General features: G+C 73.2%; 9 protein-coding genes and 1 pseudogene. 2 read left to right on the top strand and 8 right to left on the bottom strand.

What is annotated here, in order from left to right; translation table 11 throughout:
- Nucleotides 1–11: 11 nt before the first annotated feature.
- Entirely contained in the window at nt 12–1,598 is a 1,587-nt protein-coding gene (guaA, locus tag NEH16_RS12235; RefSeq protein WP_073964375.1) for a glutamine-hydrolyzing GMP synthase, read from the bottom strand.
- Nucleotides 1,599–1,932: 334 nt separating this feature from the next.
- Between guaA and NEH16_RS12240 the strand changes: the two genes are divergently transcribed.
- Complete coding sequence (locus NEH16_RS12240) at nt 1,933–2,223, top strand: chorismate mutase (protein WP_073964376.1); 291 nt, start codon at nt 1,933–1,935, stop codon at nt 2,221–2,223.
- A gap of 318 nt (nt 2,224–2,541) precedes the next feature.
- On the opposite strand, the gene NEH16_RS12245 is transcribed toward NEH16_RS12240, so the two are convergent.
- From NEH16_RS12245 to NEH16_RS12275, 7 genes and pseudogenes are all read right to left on the bottom strand, one after another.
- Nucleotides 2,542–4,245 carry a peptidase gene (locus NEH16_RS12245; protein WP_265542008.1) on the bottom strand — a complete coding sequence of 568 codons (1,704 nt, stop codon included), beginning with the start codon at nt 4,243–4,245 and terminating at the stop codon, nt 2,542–2,544.
- 287 nt (nt 4,246–4,532) lie between these two features.
- Nucleotides 4,533–6,356 (bottom strand): GMC oxidoreductase, encoded by a 1,824-nt coding sequence (locus NEH16_RS12250; protein WP_265542011.1) that lies wholly within the window; start codon nt 6,354–6,356, stop codon nt 4,533–4,535.
- A gap of 51 nt (nt 6,357–6,407) precedes the next feature.
- Nucleotides 6,408–8,036 (bottom strand): succinic semialdehyde dehydrogenase, encoded by a 1,629-nt coding sequence (locus NEH16_RS12255; RefSeq protein ID WP_265542012.1) that lies wholly within the window; start codon nt 8,034–8,036, stop codon nt 6,408–6,410.
- Between the two features lie 152 nt (nt 8,037–8,188).
- Nucleotides 8,189–9,820: a serine/threonine-protein kinase gene (locus NEH16_RS12260; RefSeq protein WP_265542014.1), complete on the bottom strand. Its 1,632-nt coding sequence runs from the start codon at nt 9,818–9,820 to the stop codon at nt 8,189–8,191.
- Nucleotides 9,821–9,934: 114 nt separating this feature from the next.
- Nucleotides 9,935–12,729 (bottom strand): annotated as a pseudogene (locus NEH16_RS12265) (protein kinase).
- A gap of 199 nt (nt 12,730–12,928) precedes the next feature.
- The gene (locus NEH16_RS12270) at nt 12,929–14,869 is read right to left on the bottom strand and encodes a serine/threonine-protein kinase (protein ID WP_265542016.1); all 1,941 of its coding nucleotides are present in this window, start codon (nt 14,867–14,869) and stop codon (nt 12,929–12,931) included.
- 142 nt (nt 14,870–15,011) lie between these two features.
- Complete coding sequence (locus NEH16_RS12275; protein ID WP_265542018.1) at nt 15,012–16,721, bottom strand: glycerol-3-phosphate dehydrogenase/oxidase; 1,710 nt, start codon at nt 16,719–16,721, stop codon at nt 15,012–15,014.
- A gap of 242 nt (nt 16,722–16,963) precedes the next feature.
- On the opposite strand from NEH16_RS12275, the gene NEH16_RS12280 reads away from it, so the two are divergent.
- Nucleotides 16,964–18,226, top strand: a complete 1,263-nt coding sequence (locus NEH16_RS12280; protein WP_265542020.1) for a nucleotide sugar dehydrogenase — start codon at nt 16,964–16,966, stop codon at nt 18,224–18,226.
- The last annotated feature ends 110 nt before the right edge of the window (nt 18,227–18,336 follow it).

Genomic DNA, 18,336 nt, shown 5'->3' on the forward strand with positions numbered 1-18,336 from the left:
CGCGGGGAGGGTCACTCCCACTCGATCGTCCCCGGCGGCTTGCTCGTCACGTCGAGCACGACGCGGTTGACGTCGGCGACCTCGTTGGTGATGCGGGTGGAGATCTTCGCCAGGGTCTCGTACGGCAGGCGCGACCAGTCCGCGGTCATGGCGTCCTCGGAGGAGACCGGACGCAGCACGATCGGGTGGCCGTAGGTGCGGCCGTCGCCCTGGACGCCGACGCTGCGGACGTCCGCGAGCAGGACCACCGGGCACTGCCAGATGTCGCGGTCCAGGCCGGCCGCGGTCAGCTCCTCGCGGGCGATGGCGTCGGCCTCGCGGAGCAGGTCGAGGCGGTCCTTGGTGACCTCGCCGACGATGCGGATGCCGAGGCCGGGGCCGGGGAAGGGCTGGCGCTGGACGATCTCGTCCGGCAGGCCGAGCTCCTGGCCGACCATCCGGACCTCGTCCTTGAACAGCTGGCGCAGGGGCTCGACGAGCTCGAACTCGATGTCCTCGGGGAGGCCGCCCACGTTGTGGTGGGACTTGATGTTGGCGGTGCCGGTGCCGCCGCCGGACTCCACGACGTCCGGGTAGAGCGTGCCCTGGACGAGGAAGGCGACCTCGGGGCCGTCCTCCTGGAGGATCTCCAGCTGGGCCTGCTCGAAGACGCGGATGAACTCGCGGCCGATGATCTTCCGCTTCTGCTCCGGGTCGGAGACGCCGGCCAGGGCGTCGAGGAAGCGCTTCTCCGCGTCGACCACCTTGAGCTTGGCACCGGTCGCGGCGACGAAGTCCTTCTCGACCTGCTCGGTCTCGCCCTTGCGCATCAGGCCGTGGTCGACGTACACGCAGGTGAGCTGCGAGCCGATGGCCTTCTGGACGAGGGCGGCGGCGACGGCGGAGTCCACACCGCCGGACAGGCCGCAGATGGCGCGCTTGTCGCCGACCTGGGCGCGGATCGCGGCGACCTGCTCCTCGATCACGTTGCCCGTGGTCCAGGTGGGCTCGATGCCCGCGCCCCGGTACAGGAAGTGCTCCAGGACCTGCTGGCCGTGCGTGGAGTGCATGACCTCGGGGTGGTACTGGACGCCGTAGAGCTTCTTCTCGTCGTTCTCGAAGGCGGCGACCGGGACGACGTCCGTGGACGCGGTGACGGTGAAGCCCTCGGGGGCGGCGGAGCAGGCGTCGCCGTGCGACATCCACACCGACTGCTCGTCCGGGGTGCCCTCGAAGAGGGTGGAGCCGGACTTGGAGACGGTCAGCGGGGTGCGGCCGTACTCGCGGGCGCCGTTGTCGTCCACGGTGCCGCCGAGCGTGGTCGCCATCAGCTGGAAGCCGTAGCACATGCCGAAGACGGGGACCCCGGCCTCGAAGAGCGCGCGGTCGAGCGAGGGCGCGCCCTCGGCGTAGACGGAGGAGGGGCCGCCGGAGAGGATGATCGCGCGGGGGTTCTTGGCCAGCATCTCGGCCACCGGCATCGTGGACGGCACGATCTCGCTGTAGACCCGGGCCTCACGGACGCGGCGGGCGATGAGCTGGGCGTACTGCGCGCCGAAGTCGACTACCAGGACCACGTCGGTGGCGGTGTCGGGGGCGGCGGGGGGTGCTGCTGGCACGGGCGGCCTTCCGGCGGTGGAGAGGGGTCGGTCCTCCAATTCTACCGGCGGCCGGAAGTGGCCTGCCCCGGTCCGGGGCCGCCGCCCCGGGTGTGCGCCGTCTCACGATCCGGGCCGGGTGTGAGCCCACCGGGGCGAGGGGGCCATACTGTCCCCATGCGTCAGCACACGACCTCCGTCTTTACCTATGGCATCCGGCCCGCCGGCTGCCATGGTCGTGCTGCTTGAGCAACTGACAAGCAACGTTCCAGGCGCCCCGGGCCGAAAGGCCCGGGGCGTTCTGCGTTCCGGGCCCGTCCGGCCCCGGGGTGCCGCATCTCACCGGGAGACCGTCATGAGCAGCACCACCGGCACCGAGATCACCGGCGCCCGCACCGACGAGGCCGCGTCCCTGATCGGCGACGCCCGTACCCGTATCGATTCCCTGGACGACCGGATCATCGGGCTGGTCCAGGAACGGATGGCGGTCTCGGCGGTGATCCAGGAGGCCCGCATGACGTCGGGCGGCCGCCGGGTCAACCTGTCCCGCGAGACGGAGATCCTGGTCCGCTACCGCGAGGCGCTGGGCAAGCCGGGCACCTCGCTGGCGATGACGCTCCTGGAGCTGTGCCGGGGCCGGGTCTGAACGGCGCTCCCCCGCCGTATCCCAGTTCGGGCGGAGTCTCACCCGTACGGCGCGTGACCGGGTCCCGCGCGGCTTCGTTGGTCCCGGTGTCCGCGTCGGCCAGGTGCGGATCGTCAGGGGAACCACGCGTGGCTCCGCCGGGGTGTGTGGCGTACCGCGTGTACGCCGTGGGACCACGCACCGGCGTGCGTGACCGGTCGGCAGGGGACAGCAGCCCGGTCACTCGGAGGGACCGCCAGGTCTCTCCAGGGAAACGGCCGGCTCCGGGGACGCCCGGGGCCGGCCGTTTCTCCTTGTACGGCTTTCTCCTTGTACGGGTCAGCGCGTCGCGCGCCGCCTGGACACCGTGAACAGGGCGCCGCCCGCGAGCAGCGCGACGAGGGCCGCGCCGGACGCGGCGAGCGTGCCGGTGCCGGTGGAGGCGAGCGAGCCGCCACCGGAGCCGGAGGTACCGGAGGTGCCGGTGCTGCCGGAGGTACCGGTGCTGCCGCTCGTACCGCTCGTGCCGTTCGTACCGCTCGTGCCCGACGAGGTCGAGCCGCCGGTGGCCGTCGAGCCGCCGTTGTCGGAGCCGCCCGTCGTGGCGTCCGTGTCCTCGCCGTTGAGCTCCACCCATGCCGCGTTGTTGGCGGGCTCCGGGTCGAAGGGCAGCGGGGGCGCCTGGAGGTGGGTGTTGCGGACGACGACCGCGCCCTTGCTGCCGGGGTCGGCCGAGACGAGCTTCAGCCGGAAGGGCAGGGCGAAGTCGGCGTCCTCCAGCACGGACATGGGCGTGGAGCAGAAGTAGCGCGGGGCCCCCTCCTGGTTCTCGCGGTACTCGCCGGTCGCGGTCACGCCCCGGCAGATGTCCGGCTTGAAGACGACCTGGCTGCCGCGGGGCACGGTGAAGTCGACGGTGGCGACGGGCTCGCCGGAGCGGATGTACCCGATCCAGGCGGGGCCCTCGTTACGGAAGCCCAGGGTCACGTCCACGGTGTCGCCCGGCTTGCCCGCGGCCTTGTCGCCGTAGGCCGCGAAGTCGGCGGTGTTGGCGGTCCGGAAGTCGGCTTCCTGCTGGTTGTCCGTCGGGTCCAGGTCGGCCGAGCGGACGGCAGGGGCCTCGCGCAGGGCCAGCTTCGCGCCCTTGCCGGGGCTGAAGCGGGCGCCGGAGCGCAGCGCCGCGCGGGCGTCGGTGCCGTCCTCGTTGATCCGGTAGAGGAGGGTGTCGTAGAAGGCGCGCTCCGTGGCCCGCAGGGTGGGCGGCACCTCCAGCGTGTACGTGGCGCCGGGCTCGTAGCTGCCGGGGAAGGTGCAGAGCGCGGTGGACCAGGTGCCGGGCCCCATGCCCAGGTCCTCCTCGCTGTACTCGCAGTTCTCGTAGCGCTCGGTGAATTCCAGGCCGCGCGTGTTGCGCAGGGTGAGCAGGACGCCCTGGGCGGCGCGGGTGCCGTTGTTGGTGAAGGTGACCGGGACCGGCTGGCTGTCGCCGGGCTTGAGCTCCGTCTTCAGCGGCAGCGGCTTCATCGACAGGTCGGGCCCGCCGATCGACACCCGCGCGGTGAACGGGCGGAAGGTGGCGCCCTCCGCCTCGGCGGTGACCTCGATGGTGCCCCAGTCGCCGTCCTCGCTCCCCTCGGCGGCGCTGACCTGGAGTTCGGCGAGGGTGTTCAGGCCGGGCCGGATCCCGTAGTCGTGGCAGACGGCGGTGGTCCCGGTCCGCTCGCAGTCCGGGCTGCCCTCCTTGTCGAAGGAGACATCCGCGACGCCCGCCAGCTTCCCGAAGTCGAAGCGGACGGTGAACTCCTCCGCGAAGTCCCCGTTCTCCTCGTCCTCGGACGGGTTGGTCACCGTGATGTCCAGGCTCGACTTCCGCGGGGAGCCCGTGGCCGGATACGGGTGCAGGGCGGTCTCGGCGGGGCCGCCGATCGTGAACTCGGGGTCGGCGGCCTGCGCGGGGCTGCTCAGCGTGAGCAGACCGCCCGCCAGCAGGCCTGCCGAGGCGACGATGCCCGCCGCACGGCGGAACGGGGTCGTGCTTCTCATCTTGGGCCTTCGGGGTCGTCGGGAGCTGTGTGACCGCTGGGGCGGCGACAGCGGGTACGACCGGGGGCGACCCGGAAAAGTTGCCCGGAATCAGATCACGGATCAGGCACGACAAGCGGAGTGATCCACCTCACATAAGGATTTCATCAGTACGAGGACAACCATCCGGGGGTCCGGCAGGTCATGCATGCGGAACACCGGTTGTCGGTTGTTGAACGACGGACCGGTTACAGCGTGAGGGGCTGCACTGGGAGGGGGGTGCAGCCCCTTCTGCTGTTCCCGTGCCGTTACGCCTTCTCCTTCGGCGGCACCGCCGGAATCCCCAGGAACGGCAGCCTGAGCGCGCCGAACGCCTCCTTCGGGACCGCCGGTGCCTGCGGCTCCACCGCCGCCAGCCGCTCGTATGCCTCACCCTGCGCCGGGCGCGGGTCCGGCTCGCCCTTGTTCGGCCAGAAGGACATGGCGCGCTCGGCCTGGGCGGTGATCGTCAGCGACGGATTGACCCCGAGGTTCGCGGAGACCGCGGAGCCGTCGACCACCGAGATGCCCGGGTGCCCGAAGAGCCGGTGGTACGGGTCGATGACGCCCTCGTCCGCGGTGGCCCCGATCGGGCAGCCGCCGAGGAAGTGGGCGGTGAGCGGGGTGCCCATCAGCTCACCGATGTTGGACCCGGGGAAGCCGTTGATCTCCTCCGCGAGCAGGGTCGCGCTCTGCGTCGCCTCCGCGATCTGCGTGGGGTTGGGCGCGCCGTGGCCCTGGCGGGCGGTGAGCAGGCCCTTGCCGATGCCGCGCGGCTTGCGGTAGGCGGTCAGGGAGTTGTCGAGCGACTGCATGACGAGCCCGATGATGACCCGCTCCGACCAGCGCCGGTTGGAGAGCGAGCGGGCGGCGATCGTGGGGTGCTTGACCAGGTTGGCGAGCCAGGCGCGGACCCGGTGGGCGCTGTAGGGGACCTGGACGATGGTCAGGCCGCCCATGGCGTTGGAGCCCTTGCCGTAGCGGACGGGCTCGATGTGGGTGTTGGCGTCCGGGTGGATGGACGAGGTGATGGCGACGCCCTTGGTGAAGTCGGGCTTCGTACCGTGCCTCTTGCGGTAGCGCCGGTCGGAGGTCTGGGCGCCGACCAGGCCCTCGGAGTTGGTACGGGTCAGCTCACCGAGCCTCGCGGAGAGCCGGGGCAGCAGCCCCTTGTCCTTCATGGTGTGCAGCAGGGTCTGGGTGCCGTACGTGCCCGCCGCGACGACCACCTTGCGGGCGCGCAGGGCCGTGGGCTTCGCCTTCTTCCGCCGGTCGGTGGGCACGGTGGCGACGCGGTAGCCGCCCTCGGGGTGCTCGGTGACGGCGACCACGGAGGTCATGGGGTGGATGACCGCGCCGGCCCTCTCGGCGAGGTGGAGGTAGTTCTCGTTGAGGGTGTTCTTCGCGCCGTGCCGGCAGCCGGTCATGCACTCGCCGCACTCGGTGCACGCCTTGCGCGCCGGGCCCGCCCCGCCGAAGTACGGGTCCGGGACCGTGCCGCCGGGTTTCGCGCGCGCGGTGCCGTCCGCGTCCCGGCCGTCTCCGAAGAAGACGCCGACCGGGGCGAGGTGGAAGGTGTCCCCGACGCCCATGGCCTCGGCGGTCGCCTTGAGGTGGACGTCGGAGGGGGTCGTCGTGGGGTTGAGCCGGACCCCGAGCATCCGCTTGGCCTGGTCGTAGTACGGCTTCAGCTCGTCCTGCCAGTCCGTGATGTGCGCCCACTGCCGGTCCTCGAAGAACGGGGCGGGCGGCACGTACAGCGTGTTGGCGTAGTTCAGCGAGCCGCCGCCCACCCCGGCACCGGCCAGCACCATCACCTTGCCGAGCAGGTGGACGCGCTGGATGCCGAAGAGGCCGAGGGCGGGCGCCCAGAGGTAGTTCCTCAGGTCCCAGGAGTTCTTCGGCAGGGTCCCAGGGGTGAAGCGGCGCCCCGCCTCCAGGACGCCGACCCGGTACCCCTTCTCGGTCAGCCGCAGCGCCGAGACCGCACCGCCGAAGCCGGACCCGACGACGATCACGTCGTAGTCGTACGCGTCGTCGTCGGCCGCACCGGCCGGCCGGTCCTGATTCTGGGCAGGGCTGTCCTGGGACATGGCACTCCTCGGTACGAAAAGGACAGAAGTGGTGCGGGGCGCGCGGGGGCGTCAGCGCAGGCGGAACGCCTTCATCGCCTTCAGGCTGCGGGTCATGAACGCGGCGTACTTCTCGTCGTCCATCCCGAAGGACGGGGCGAGCGGGATCAGCCGCTGCTGGGCGACGGTCTGGGCCTCGGTGTACTTGAGGATGCCCTCGGAGCCGTGGCGGCGGCCGAGACCGGAGTCCTTCATGCCGCCCATCGGGGACTGCACGCTGCCGTACGCGGGGGCGTACCCCTCGTTGATGTTGACGGTGCCGGTGCGCAGCCGGGCGGCGATCCGGTGGCCGCGCCGGGAGTCCTGGGTCCAGACACTGGAGTTCAGGCCGTACGGGGTGGCGTTGGCCAGCTCCACGACCTCGTCCTCGTCGCGGAAGCGGTAGACCGAGACGACCGGGCCGAAGGTCTCCTCGGTGCAGACGGCCATGGGCGCCTCGACGCCGTCCAGGATCGTCGGCTCGTAGAAGAGCGGGCCGATGTCCGGGCGGGCGACCCCGCCGGCGATCAGCCTGGCGCCCTTCTCGACGGCCTCGGCGACATGCCGGCTGACGGTCTCCAGCTGCCGTTCACCGACCAGCGAGCCCATGTCGGCGCCGTACGCGAGGGCGCTGCCGAGCCGCATCGCCTTCGTCCGGGCGGCGAACCGCTCCACGAAGTCGTCGGCGACCGACTCGTGGACGTACAGCCGCTCGATGGAGATGCAGAGCTGGCCGGCCGAGGAGAAGCAGGCGCGGACGGCTCCGGCGGCGGCCTTCTCCACGTCGGCGTCGGCCAGGACCAGCATGGCGTTCTTGCCGCCGAGTTCGAGCGAGACGCCGACCAGCCGGGCCGCCGCGCCCTGGGCCACCTCGCGGCCGGTGCGGGTGGAGCCGGTGAACGAGACGTAGTCGGCGTGCTTGACGACCTCGGGGCCGACGACCGGTCCCTCGCCGAGGACGACCTGGAAGACCTCGGCCGGGAGCCCCGCCTCGATCAGCAGGTCGCGCGCCCACAGGGCGGTGAGCGCGGTCTCGGTGTCGGGCTTCATCACCACGGCGTTGCCGGAGACGAAGGCGGGCAGCGCGTCGCCGACGGACAGCTCCAGCGGGTAGTTCCAGGGGGCGATCTGGCCGACGACACCGCGCGGCTGACGGAGTTCGGTGACCTTGGTGAGCGTCGGCACGACCCCGGTGTGCCGCCTCGGCTTCAGATACGCGGACGCCCTGCGGCCGTAGTGCCGGGCGGCGACGGCGACCGCCTGGACCTCCTCGTGGGCGTGCAGCCGGGCCTTGCCGGTCTCCAGCTGGATGAGGTCGAGGATCTCGGACTGGCGGCTCAGGACCAGGTCGTGGAAGCGCAGGAGCACCGCGGCCCTGGCGCGGACCGGCAGGGCGGCCCAGGCGGGCTGGGCGGCGCGGGCCCGCGCGAAGGCGGTGGCCACGTCCTCGGGGCTGGACTCCGGCAGGTCCGCCAGCTTCTCGCCGGTGAACGGCGTGTGGTTGGCGGTGCGGCCGGAGCCGGTGACGCCGCGCGTCAGCCGGGCGATCACCTCGGGCGTCGCGACATCGGCGGCCGTGCGCACGCCCGCGGGGGCGGCGGCCACGGGGTTGGTGCCGACCGTGGCGGCGGCGGGGGACGTGGGGGCCTGCGAGTCCGTCATGAGGGCGAGAGTACGTCGGCGGGAAGGCTTTGGGTACCCGTGGGTAACACCTTTTCACCGTCTCTCCCGGAGTCCCGCCACGCCCCCGCCGACCCAGCCAGTGATCACTGGCGGTATAAGCCCTGATCAGGTGCTATTGCTCGGCCAGGGGCCTATTGCTCGGCCGGGGGGCGCCAGCTGCGGAGGATCGCGTTGAAGCGGTCGCGGGTCTCGTCCCAGTCGTCCGCCGGGCCCGTCATGTAGAGCGCGTACTCCGGGCCGCCGTCCTTCTCGAAGTACATCTGGTCGATCGCGTGCCGCGCCTCGCCGTCCTTCTCGGTCCAGGTGAACTCCCAGATGGACCCGGGGTGGTCGCGGTAGAGGTTGGTGTTCAGCTCCACCCGCCGGTACTCCGGCAGCCGGGTGCTGAGCGTCTTCTCCAGCCCCGTCATGTGGTCGTAGGAGTTGTCGAAGTCGGGGGCCGGGTCGGAGCTGACCCGGAAGTAGTGCACGCCCCCGTCGGGGCTGTAGTCGATGTTGTTGTCGGTGACCTTGCGCGTCCAGCCCTCCGGCAGCAGCACGCTGAACCCGGACGGGTCCACCACGCGCCGCCAGCCGTCCGGCACGTCCCGCGTCACGGTGCCCGAGGAGCTCGGCGTGGGCGTCGGCTTCGTCTTCGACGTGTCCGGCCCCGGGGTCCGGCCGCCGTGCGCGGCCGTGCCGCCGTCCCCGCTCCCGGCCGCGTCCGAGCGGTGCGCGTACAGCATCGCGGCGATCCCCGCGCCGCCGCCGAGCACCGCGGCCAGGACGATGACCAGGACCCTCGTACGCCAGCGGCTGCGGCGGGGAGCCGGGGCGGGGGGCGGTCCCGGCTGCACGACGGGGTGGGGCAGCACCGCGGTCCCCCCGCGCAGTATCTCCTCGGAGACCTGCTGCGTCGGCACGAACGCCTGGGCGGCCCGGGGCGAGCGGCCCTCCATGGCTTCCAGGAGCATCCGCTCGGTCTCCGCCGCCGACGGGCGGTCCGCCGGCTCCTTGCGCAGCAGCGCGGTGATGACGGGGGCGAGCGCCCCGGCCCGGCCGGGCGGCGGCGGTTCCTCGGTGACGACGGCCTGCATGGTCGATATGGGGGACGTCCGGCGGAACGGCGAGCGCCCCTCGACGGCCGTGTACAGCGTGGCGCCCAGGGACCAGAGGTCGGAGGCGGGCCCCGGGTCGCCGCCGCGTACCCGCTCGGGTGCCAGATAGTCGATGGAGCCGACGAGTTCACCGGTCCGGGTGATGGTGGAGTCGCCCTCGATCGCGGCGATCCCGAAGTCGGTGAGCAGGACCCGGCCGTCCCGGGCGAGCAGCACGTTGCCCGGCTTCACGTCCCGGTGCAGCACCCCGGCCCCGTGCGCGGCGCGCAGCGCGCCCAGGACGTGCAGCCCGATGCGGGCGGCCTCGCGGGCCTCGATCTCGCCGCCGGACTCCTTCGCCCGGTCGGCGAGCGACGGCCCGTCCACGTACTGCATGACGATCCACGGCCGGTTGTCGTACTCGACCACGTCATGGACGGTGACGACGCCGGGGTGGGTGATCCGGGCGGCGGCGCGGGCCTCCTTCTGCGTGCGCTGGTGCAGCACGATCCGGTCCGACTCGGCCACGTACAGACCGGCCGTCAGCTCCTTGACGGCGACCGTGCGGTGCAGCACCTCGTCGTGGGCGCGCCACACCTTGCCCATGCCACCGCGTCCGAGGACGTCGCCCAGCCGGTACCTCCCGGCCAGCAGCAGCCCCGCTTCCGTGCCCTGTGATCGATCCACCTGTGTCCCCGCCCCCGTTGCCTCGGATGACAGGTTACGGAGGGGACGTGCGGCCACGGAACCTCGCATCGCCCACGAGACCGCACTGTGATGCGAATCCCCGCCGGGAGCCGGTCAGTCCGTCACCCGGTAGGAGACGCTGGCCTGTTGATAGATCTCGGTGATCCGGTCCCGCTCGTCCTCCGGGCCGATGACCTGGAGGATGTGGTACCGCCCGCCGACGAGCATGACGAGATTGCGCACGTACACCTCGCGGCCGTTGGCGTCCTGCCAGGTGAACTGGCCCTCCGCCATGGCCTGTCGGCCGACGTCCGTGCGCCGCAGACCGCTCGCCGACGACCAGCTGGAGTCCCGGAACGGCTTCAGCTCCGGCTCCTTGTCCCGCTGGTAGTCCAGCGGATCGCTGCCGTTGGCCTTCGCGGTGTCGCGGCCGGGGACGATGAGCACGCTGAACCCGTCGCTCCCGTAGCGGATCTGACGCTCCGCGTTGGCGGGGCTGCGCTGCCAGCCCTTCGGCAGCCCGACCTCGAAGCCCTCGGCGTCCTTGCGCAGCGTGTACCCGGGCGCGAGCGCGGCGGCGGACCTGGTGGTCTGCGGCTTCTGCGCCCCGGAGGAGGCGGGCGCGGACGGCTTCTCGGACGCGCGCGCCGTGGGCTCGGGCGCCGCGGACGCCGGGGGCGCGGAGGCGGTACGGGAGGGGGCGGCGCCGGACCCCTTGCCGTCCTCCTCGCCGGACTTGGGCATGAACAGCACCGCGTACGCGATCGCCGCGACGAGCGCCAGCATGATGAGGATCAGCAGCGTCCGGCCGAGCCGGCGCGGCTGGTCGCCCTGCCGCAGCGCGCGGGGCTCCCGTGGCGCGCGGGGCTCACGCGGCGGCTTCAGGCGGGGCTCGCGGTGGGTGACGGCGGTGCGGTCCACGGCTTCCCGGTCCTGCCGGTGCCGGGCGTGCGTCCCCCGCCGCGCCGGGAGCGCCGCTTGCGGACGAGCTCGCCGCGCCTGCGGACGACGGGGAGCCGGGTGGCGTCCTCGGCGGGCAGCGGCACGACGTCGAACCCGGCCTCCGGCTCCGGCGCCGACCGTACGAGGGAGCGCAGCCAGCCGCTCAGCTCCTCCACGTCGGGCCGCTCGGTGGGGTCCTGCCGCAGCAGCGACTCCACGACCGGGCGCAGCGGCCCGCACTCCTCGGCGAAGGCGGGCGGTTCGCCGCACACCATCTGGACCAGCTCGGCCGCGCTGTCCTCCGGGTAGGGCGCGTGCCCCTGGACGGCGCGGAAGAGCAGTGCGCCGAGAGCCCACAGGTCGGTGGCGGGGCCGATGGGCGGCGCCAGCTGCCAGTTGCCGTGGACGGGCCCGGCCTGCTCGGGCGCCCACCGCTCGGTGACCGCGCCGACGACGGCGATCCGCGCCTGCCGCGCCCGCTCGGCGGCGAGCGCGGTGGCGGGGCCCCGGTACGCGGCTGCGCCGGTGTCCTCGGCGTCCTCGTCGTCCCAGCGTCCGCCGGGAGCGTCGGGGCCCGGCTTCTCGGCGCGGTACGAATCGGAGGCGTCGCGGCCGCGCGCCTCGGGGCCGTACGCCTCCCGGCCCGTCGGCAGTGCGGCGCGCGCGCCGGAGGGCGTGCCCCGGCGCGCCGCGTCGGCGCGCAGCGCGTCCTCGCGGGAGCCGCCCGCGGGCACGGGGCGCCCGGCGGCGGGCCCGTCGTCCCAGGTGCCGGTGAGGTGGAGGCGGCGGGGCGGCGGGCCGTCGTCCTCGTCCTCGTCGTCGTCCTCGTCGTCGTAGGGGTGGGCGTCGTACGGCCCCGGCGCGTCCGGGCCGCGCACCCAGCCGCCGGGCAGCTGCGGCAGCTCGGGGCGGGGGCGCGGCGGGGTGCCGGGGCGCGGCTCGTCGGGGTCGTCGCCGTACGCGTCGTCCCGGGCCGGCGGCAGCGCGCTCCACGGCCCGGATTCCCCGTCGTACGCGTCGCCCTCCGGGCGTCCCTGCGCGCCGGGGCCCGACGGCGCGGTGTCCCGTGCCCACTCGTCCCGCTCCGGGGGTGCCTCCCGGCGGGCGGCGGCGCGGGTGCCCGCGCGGTACGCGGCGATGGCTCCGGCCCGGGCGCGCGCGGCGCTGTCCGCCCCGGCGGCGGGCAGGGGCAGCCCGGCGGGCGGCACCGGCCGGGAGGCGGTGTCCTCGGCGGGGCCCTCCTCGGAGCCGTACGGGCCGCCGGGCTCTATCGCCGCCGGGCCCCGGGAGGCGGGCAGCAGGCCGGCGGGCGGCACATACGGGCCGGTGGGGCCGGTCTCGACGGCGGGCCCGCCGAATCCGTCCTCGTCCGGCTCCTCGTCCTCGGGGCGCGGCACCGGGCTGTAGCCGCACAGCGCCTCCTCGGCCGCCCCGGCGGCGAGGCCGGTCAGCACGACGCGCCCGTCGTCGCAGACGAGCACCGTGCGCACGGTGATGTTGCGGTGGGTCCAGCCGTGCGCGTGCAGCACGCGCAGCGCGGTCAGCACGTCGGAGCCGATCTCGGCGGCCCGGTAGGGATTCAGCGGGCGTTCGGCGAGGAGCGCGGCGAGCGGGCGGGACGCGACGAGTTCGCTCACTATCCAGAGCGAGCCCTCCTCCGCGAACACGTCGAAGACCTGGTCCAGGCGCGGATGGTCGGGCACCTGGGCCGCCGCCTGGGCGGCCTCGATGGCGCGCCGGACGGCCGGGTCGGCGGGCCGCCGGGCGGTGCGCGGCGCGGCGGACGTGCGCCCGTCGCCCTCCACGAACTCCGCGTCCACGACCTCGGGCAGCGGCACCTGACGGACCAGGACCTCCTGCCCGCTGTAGGTGTCGAAGGCCCGCGTCTCCACGAGTTCGTACGCGTCGGACGGGGGCAGCGGAAGGCGGTAGCGGTCGGCGAGCACCCGACCCGCGTAGTCGTCCACGACGCCTCCCCAGAGCGCGCTGTCCCCCGGTCACGAAGACCGCACCGAATTGGTCAATCACAGTCGCTTGCGGTGCAATTGACTGCGTGTTTCGGCTGCGTACGGTCTCCAGGCTCTCACCATACGTGGCAAGCGGCGGCCACGCGGCAGGTCGGCCCAACCGGCCGAGCCGCCGGGCCGAATCCCGCCGCCGCCGACCTCAGTCGACCGGCTTGAACGAGTCGAACGCCGCCTTCCGCAGCGCCCGGCACTCCTTGCCGTCCCACGCGTCGGCCTTGCAGCTGATCATGATCGCGTAGCCGTGGTCGCCGTCCGCCTTGAAGCCCCGGTTGAGCACGCGTACCCGCTGTCCCTGCTGCGTACGCTCGAACTGCCAGTCGGCGACGGTCGGGTAGCCGTTGTACTCGACCTTCTTGATGCCCAGGTGGTGGTAGTTCGTGCTGGTGGCGGCGACTCCGCCCCGGGCGGAGTTCCAGGAGGCGGCGGCGTCGTTGCCGGGCGAGGAGGTGTAGTCGACCTGGAGGCGGGGGAAGCCGCCGTCCTCGTTGTAGATCGCACCGGCGCCCTGGCCGGAGGTGGTGTCGAAGCGGAAGTCCTTGGGCATGGCGATGGAGAAGTGGAACTGCTTGTTGGTCACCGTGTGGTAGCCGGCGGGCACGGCGTCGTCGGCCTTGCCGTCCTTCTTCCCGTCCTCGCCCTGCTCACCGGCCGCGCCGTCGTCCTGGCCCTTGTCCTTGTCCTTGTCCTCGCCCTGGCCGGGGTCCTGCTCCTTGCCGCTGTCGCCCTGCGCGGCGTCGGAGGAGCCGGACGGGGTGTCGGCGCTCGGGGCCCCGGCGGGGGCGGAGGCACCGGTGCTCTTCTTTCCGGAGTCGTCGGGCTTGTCGTCGCCGCCGCCGAGCGTGAGCGCCAGCACGGTGCCGAGGACCGCGAGCACGATGACCGCCGCGATGATCGCGAGGGTGCGGCGCGGGACCACGTCCGTGAGGGACGCCCGGGGCGCGGTGACCGGCGAGGGGGCCGGGCGCTGCGGCGGCACGGCCCCGGACGGGGACGCGGCGCCGGGCGCCGAGGTCGGCCGGGCCGGGACGGGCGGTGCGGTGACGGGGGCGGCGGCCGCACCGGCGGCGGGCGTCTTGGCGTTGCGCACGGAGCGCAGCGCGCCGCGCAGCCGGTCCCGGGTGCCCTCGCCCGCCTCACCGGACGCGGGCTTGGCGTCGGCGACGCCCTTGGGCAGCGCCATGACCTGGGTGGCGTCGGCGGGCGGCGGAACGGGGCGCTCCGGCTGCTCGAAGGAGCTGATGACGTCGTTGAGCAGGGCGCGCGCCCCCGCGTCGTCCAGCCGCTGTTCGGGGTCCCGGGTGAGCAGCCCGTAGATGACCTCCTCCAGCGGGCCCGCGTTCTTCGGCGGGTCCAGCGGCTCGGTCATGACGGCGGTCAGGGTCGCGATGGCGGAGCCCTTGTCGTACGGCGGGGTGCCCTCGACGCTCGCGTAGAGCAGGCCGCCGAGCGACCAGAGGTCGGCGGGCGGGCCGGGCTTGTGGCCGCGCGCCCGCTCCGGCGAGATGTAGGAGGGGGCGCCGACGAGCATGCCGGTGGAGGTGACCGAGGGGTCGCCCTCGACCTGGGCGATCCCGAAGTCGGTGAGCACGACCCGGCCGTCCTCGGCGATCAGCACGTTGGACGGCTTCACGTCGCGGTGCAGGATGCCCTCGCGGTGCGCGGAGCGCAGCACGTCGAGGAGGGCGAGGCCGATCTCGGCGGCCCGCTTGGGCGTCAGGACGCCGTCCTCGCGGACCGCTTCGGCCAGCGACTTGCCCTCGATGAGCTCCATGACGATCCACGGCCGGTCGTCCTCGTCCACCACGTCGTAGACCGTGACCGCGCCGTTGTTCCGGATGCGCGCGATCGCCTTGGCCTCGCGCAGCGTGCGCGTGATGAGGCGGCGCTTCTCGTCCTCCTCGATGGCCGACGGGAACCGCAGTTCCTTGACCGCGACCGTGCGGCCCAGGGTCTCGTCAACGGCACGCCAGACCGTGCCCATACCGCCCCGGCCGAGCACCTCCCCCAGCCGGTACCGCCCCGCCAGGAGACGTCCGTCCGTGTCCCCTTGGGGCTCCCGTGCCTGCTCCGCCTCCGACATGCGTCCCCTCTGCGATCAACCCGCCCTGGCAGAGCGTTCATTGTCCCTCACCCCGGGACCGGTCCCGGTGCCGGGTCCTGCTGCCGGGTCCCGGTACCGCTTCCGGCCCGGTCATGGCGGGCCCCGCCGAAGGAGGATGAGGTCACAGCAGGGGCACGATGTCCGGTGCGCCCAGCCGCGCCGCGTCCGCCGTCAGGTCGTCCGGCTGGCGCTGCGACTCGCGTTCCGCCTCCACCCGCTTCTCGTAGTGCTCGGCCTCCCGGTCGATCCGCTCCGCGTCCCAGCCGAGGACCGGCGCCATCAGCTCGGCGCAGAGCCGGGCGGAGCGGGTGCCCCGGTCGAAGGTCTCGATGGAGATCCGGGTGCGCCGGGTCAGTACGTCGTCCAGGTGACGCGCGCCCTCGTGCGAGGCGGCGTACACGATCTCGGCCTTCAGATAGTCGTCGGCGGCCGGCAGCGGTTCACCCAGCGCGGGGTCGGCGACGATCAGCTCCAGCAGCTCCTCGGTCATCGAGCCGTACCGGTTGAGCAGGTGCTCCACCCGGGCGACGTGGAGGCCGGTGCGGGCGGCGATCCTGGCGCGCGCGTTCCACAGGGCGCGGTAGCCCTCGGCGCCGAGCAGCGGGACGTCCTCGGTGACGCAGTCGGCGACCCGCTGGTCGAGCCCGTGCACCGCCTCGTCCACGGCGTCCTTCGCCATCACCCGGTACGTCGTGTACTTGCCGCCCGCGACGACGACGAGGCCCGGCACCGGGTGGGCGACGGTGTGCTCGCGCGACAGCTTGCTGGTGGCGTCGGACTCACCGGCGAGCAGGGGCCGCAGGCCCGCGTACACGCCCTCGACGTCGTCCCTGGTCAGGGGCGTCGACAGGACCGCGTTCACATGTTCGAGCAGGTAGTCGATGTCGGCGCTGGAGGCGGCCGGGTGCGCCTTGTCCAGGTCCCAGTCGGTGTCCGTGGTGCCGACGATCCAGTGCCGGCCCCAGGGGATCACGAAGAGCACGGACTTCTCGGTGCGCAGGATGAGGCCGGTCGAGGAGTGGATGCGGTCCTTGGGGACGACCAGGTGGATGCCCTTGGAGGCCCGTACGTGGAACTGGCCGCGCTCGCCGATCAGCGACTGGGTGTCGTCCGTCCAGACCCCGGTCGCGTTGACCACCTGTTTGGCCCTGACCTCGTACTCACCGCCCGCCTCGACGTCCTCCACACGGGCGCCGACGACGCGTTCGCCCTCCCGGAGGAAGCCGGTGACCCGCGCCCGGTTCGCCACCTGCGCGCCGTACGCGGAGGCGGTGCGCACCAGGGTGGCGACATAGCGGGCGTCGTCCATCTGGGCGTCGTAGTACTGCAAGGCCCCCACCAGGGCGTCCCGCTTCAGGGCCGGTGCGACGCGCAGGGCCCGGCGGCGGGAGAGGTGGCGGTGCGTGGGCAGGCCCCGGCCGTGCCCGGAGGAGACCGACATCGCGTCGTACAGCGCGACGCCGGAACCGGCGTACAGCCGCTCCCAGCCCTTGTGCTGCAAGGGGTAGAGGAAGGGCACCGGCTTCACCAGGTGCGGCGCCAGCCGTTCGAGGAGCAGCCCGCGCTCCTTCAGTGCCTCCCGTACGAGGGCGAAGTCGAGCATCTCCAGATAGCGCAGGCCGCCGTGGATCAGCTTGCTCGACCTGCTCGACGTGCCGGACGCCCAGTCGCGCGCCTCGACCAGTCCGGTCGAGAGCCCTCTCGTGACCGCGTCCAGCGCCGTCCCGGCGCCGACCACGCCCGCTCCCACGACCAGCACGTCCAGTTCGCGCTCGGCCATGGCGGCGAGCGCCTCGGCGCGCTCCGCGGGTCCCAGTGTCGCTGTCCTCACGCTGCCTCCCGGTTGCTCGGGTCCGGCACGGATCGTGGCCCCGATCATGCGTTCGGTGCCCGTGCCCACAGATCGATTCTGTCCGCGCTGCGCGACTTCAGCCACCGCCTGTGGACAACACCCGGACGACAAGGGCCGCGCAATGCGACATAACGGTCATATTTACGCCTAACCTGACATAGCGCTGTCCACAGCGGTTGCGCTTTCTGCCTCCTGGTCTTATGGGAAGGACGGCCCACCCCGTGCCTGCAGACCTCGCCGTCATCGGACTCGGTCACCTCGGCCTGCCCCTGGCCCAGGCCGCCGTCCACGCCGGTATCCAGACGATCGGCTACGACACCGACCCCCGCGCCTTCGCGGAGGTCGCCGCGGGGCGTGCCCCGGTCGAGGGATCGCTGCCGGCCTCCGACATCCGCCGCATGCTCTCGCTGGGCTTCCGGCCCACCACGGACCAGGCCGAGCTGGGCCGGGTCCGCACCGCCGTGATCTGCGCGCCCACCCCGCTCGGCCCCGACCGCACCCTCGACCTGAGCGCCGTCGCCGACGCGGCCCGCGCGCTGGCCGCCCGGCTGCGCCCGCACACCACCGTGCTCCTCGAATCGGCCGTGCCCCCCGGCACCACGGAGGGCTTCCTGCTCCCGATCCTGGAGGAGGGCTCGGGCCTGCGCGGCGGGCGCGACTTCCACCTCGCGCACTCCCCCAGCCGGCTCGACCCGGGCAACCGCACCCACGTCTACGCCAACACCCCCAAGGTCATCGGCGGCCTCACCCCCGCCTGCACCGAATCGGCCGCCGCCTTCTACGGCCGGCTCACCGACAAGGTGGTCCGCGCCCGGGGCACCCGCGAGGCCGAGATGACGAAGGTCCTGGAGACCAACTTCCGGTACGTCAACATCGCCCTGGTCAACGAGATGGCGGTGCTCTGCCACGACCTGGGCGTCGACCTCTGGGACGTCATCAGGTGCGCCGAGACCAAGCCCTTCGGCTTCCAGCCCTTCCGCCCCGGCCCCGGTGTCGGCGGCCACGGCGCCCCGGTCGACCCGGGCCATCTCCCGTACCACCACCGCACCCCCGGCCCGCCGTTGCGGATGGTCTCGCTGGCGCAGGAGATCAACGAGCGGATGCCGCAGTACGTGATCCAGCGCTGCGCCACCCTCCTCAACGAACACGGAAAAGCGGTGCGCGGCGCCAGAGTTCTTCTGCTGGGCGTCACCTACAAGCCCGACCTCGCCGACCAGGAGGCGTCGCCCGCCCGCGAGATCGCCACCCGGCTGATGGACATGGGCGCCCAGATCGGCTTCCACGACCCGCACGTCCTGGACTGGCGCGTCCGCCAACTCCCCGTCCCCCGCGCCGATTCGCTGTACGAGGCGGCGGCGGGCGCGGACCTCACGGTGCTGCTCCAGCACCACCGTACGTACGACCTCCAGGGCCTCGCCGTGAAGGCGCAGCTGCTCCTGGACACCCGCGGCGCGACCCCGGCCGGGGCCGCCCACCGGCTGTGATGACGGGCCCTCGGCCCAGTCCCCCCAAGGATTTCGGTGGGCCGATGTCGGAACCGGCTGCTAGCCTGCGGCGTCACTCCTCGCACAGCAGTGCGTAGACGTCCCCAGGG

This window comes from Streptomyces drozdowiczii, from assembly GCF_026167665.1.
Lineage (GTDB): Bacteria > Actinomycetota > Actinomycetes > Streptomycetales > Streptomycetaceae > Streptomyces > Streptomyces drozdowiczii_A.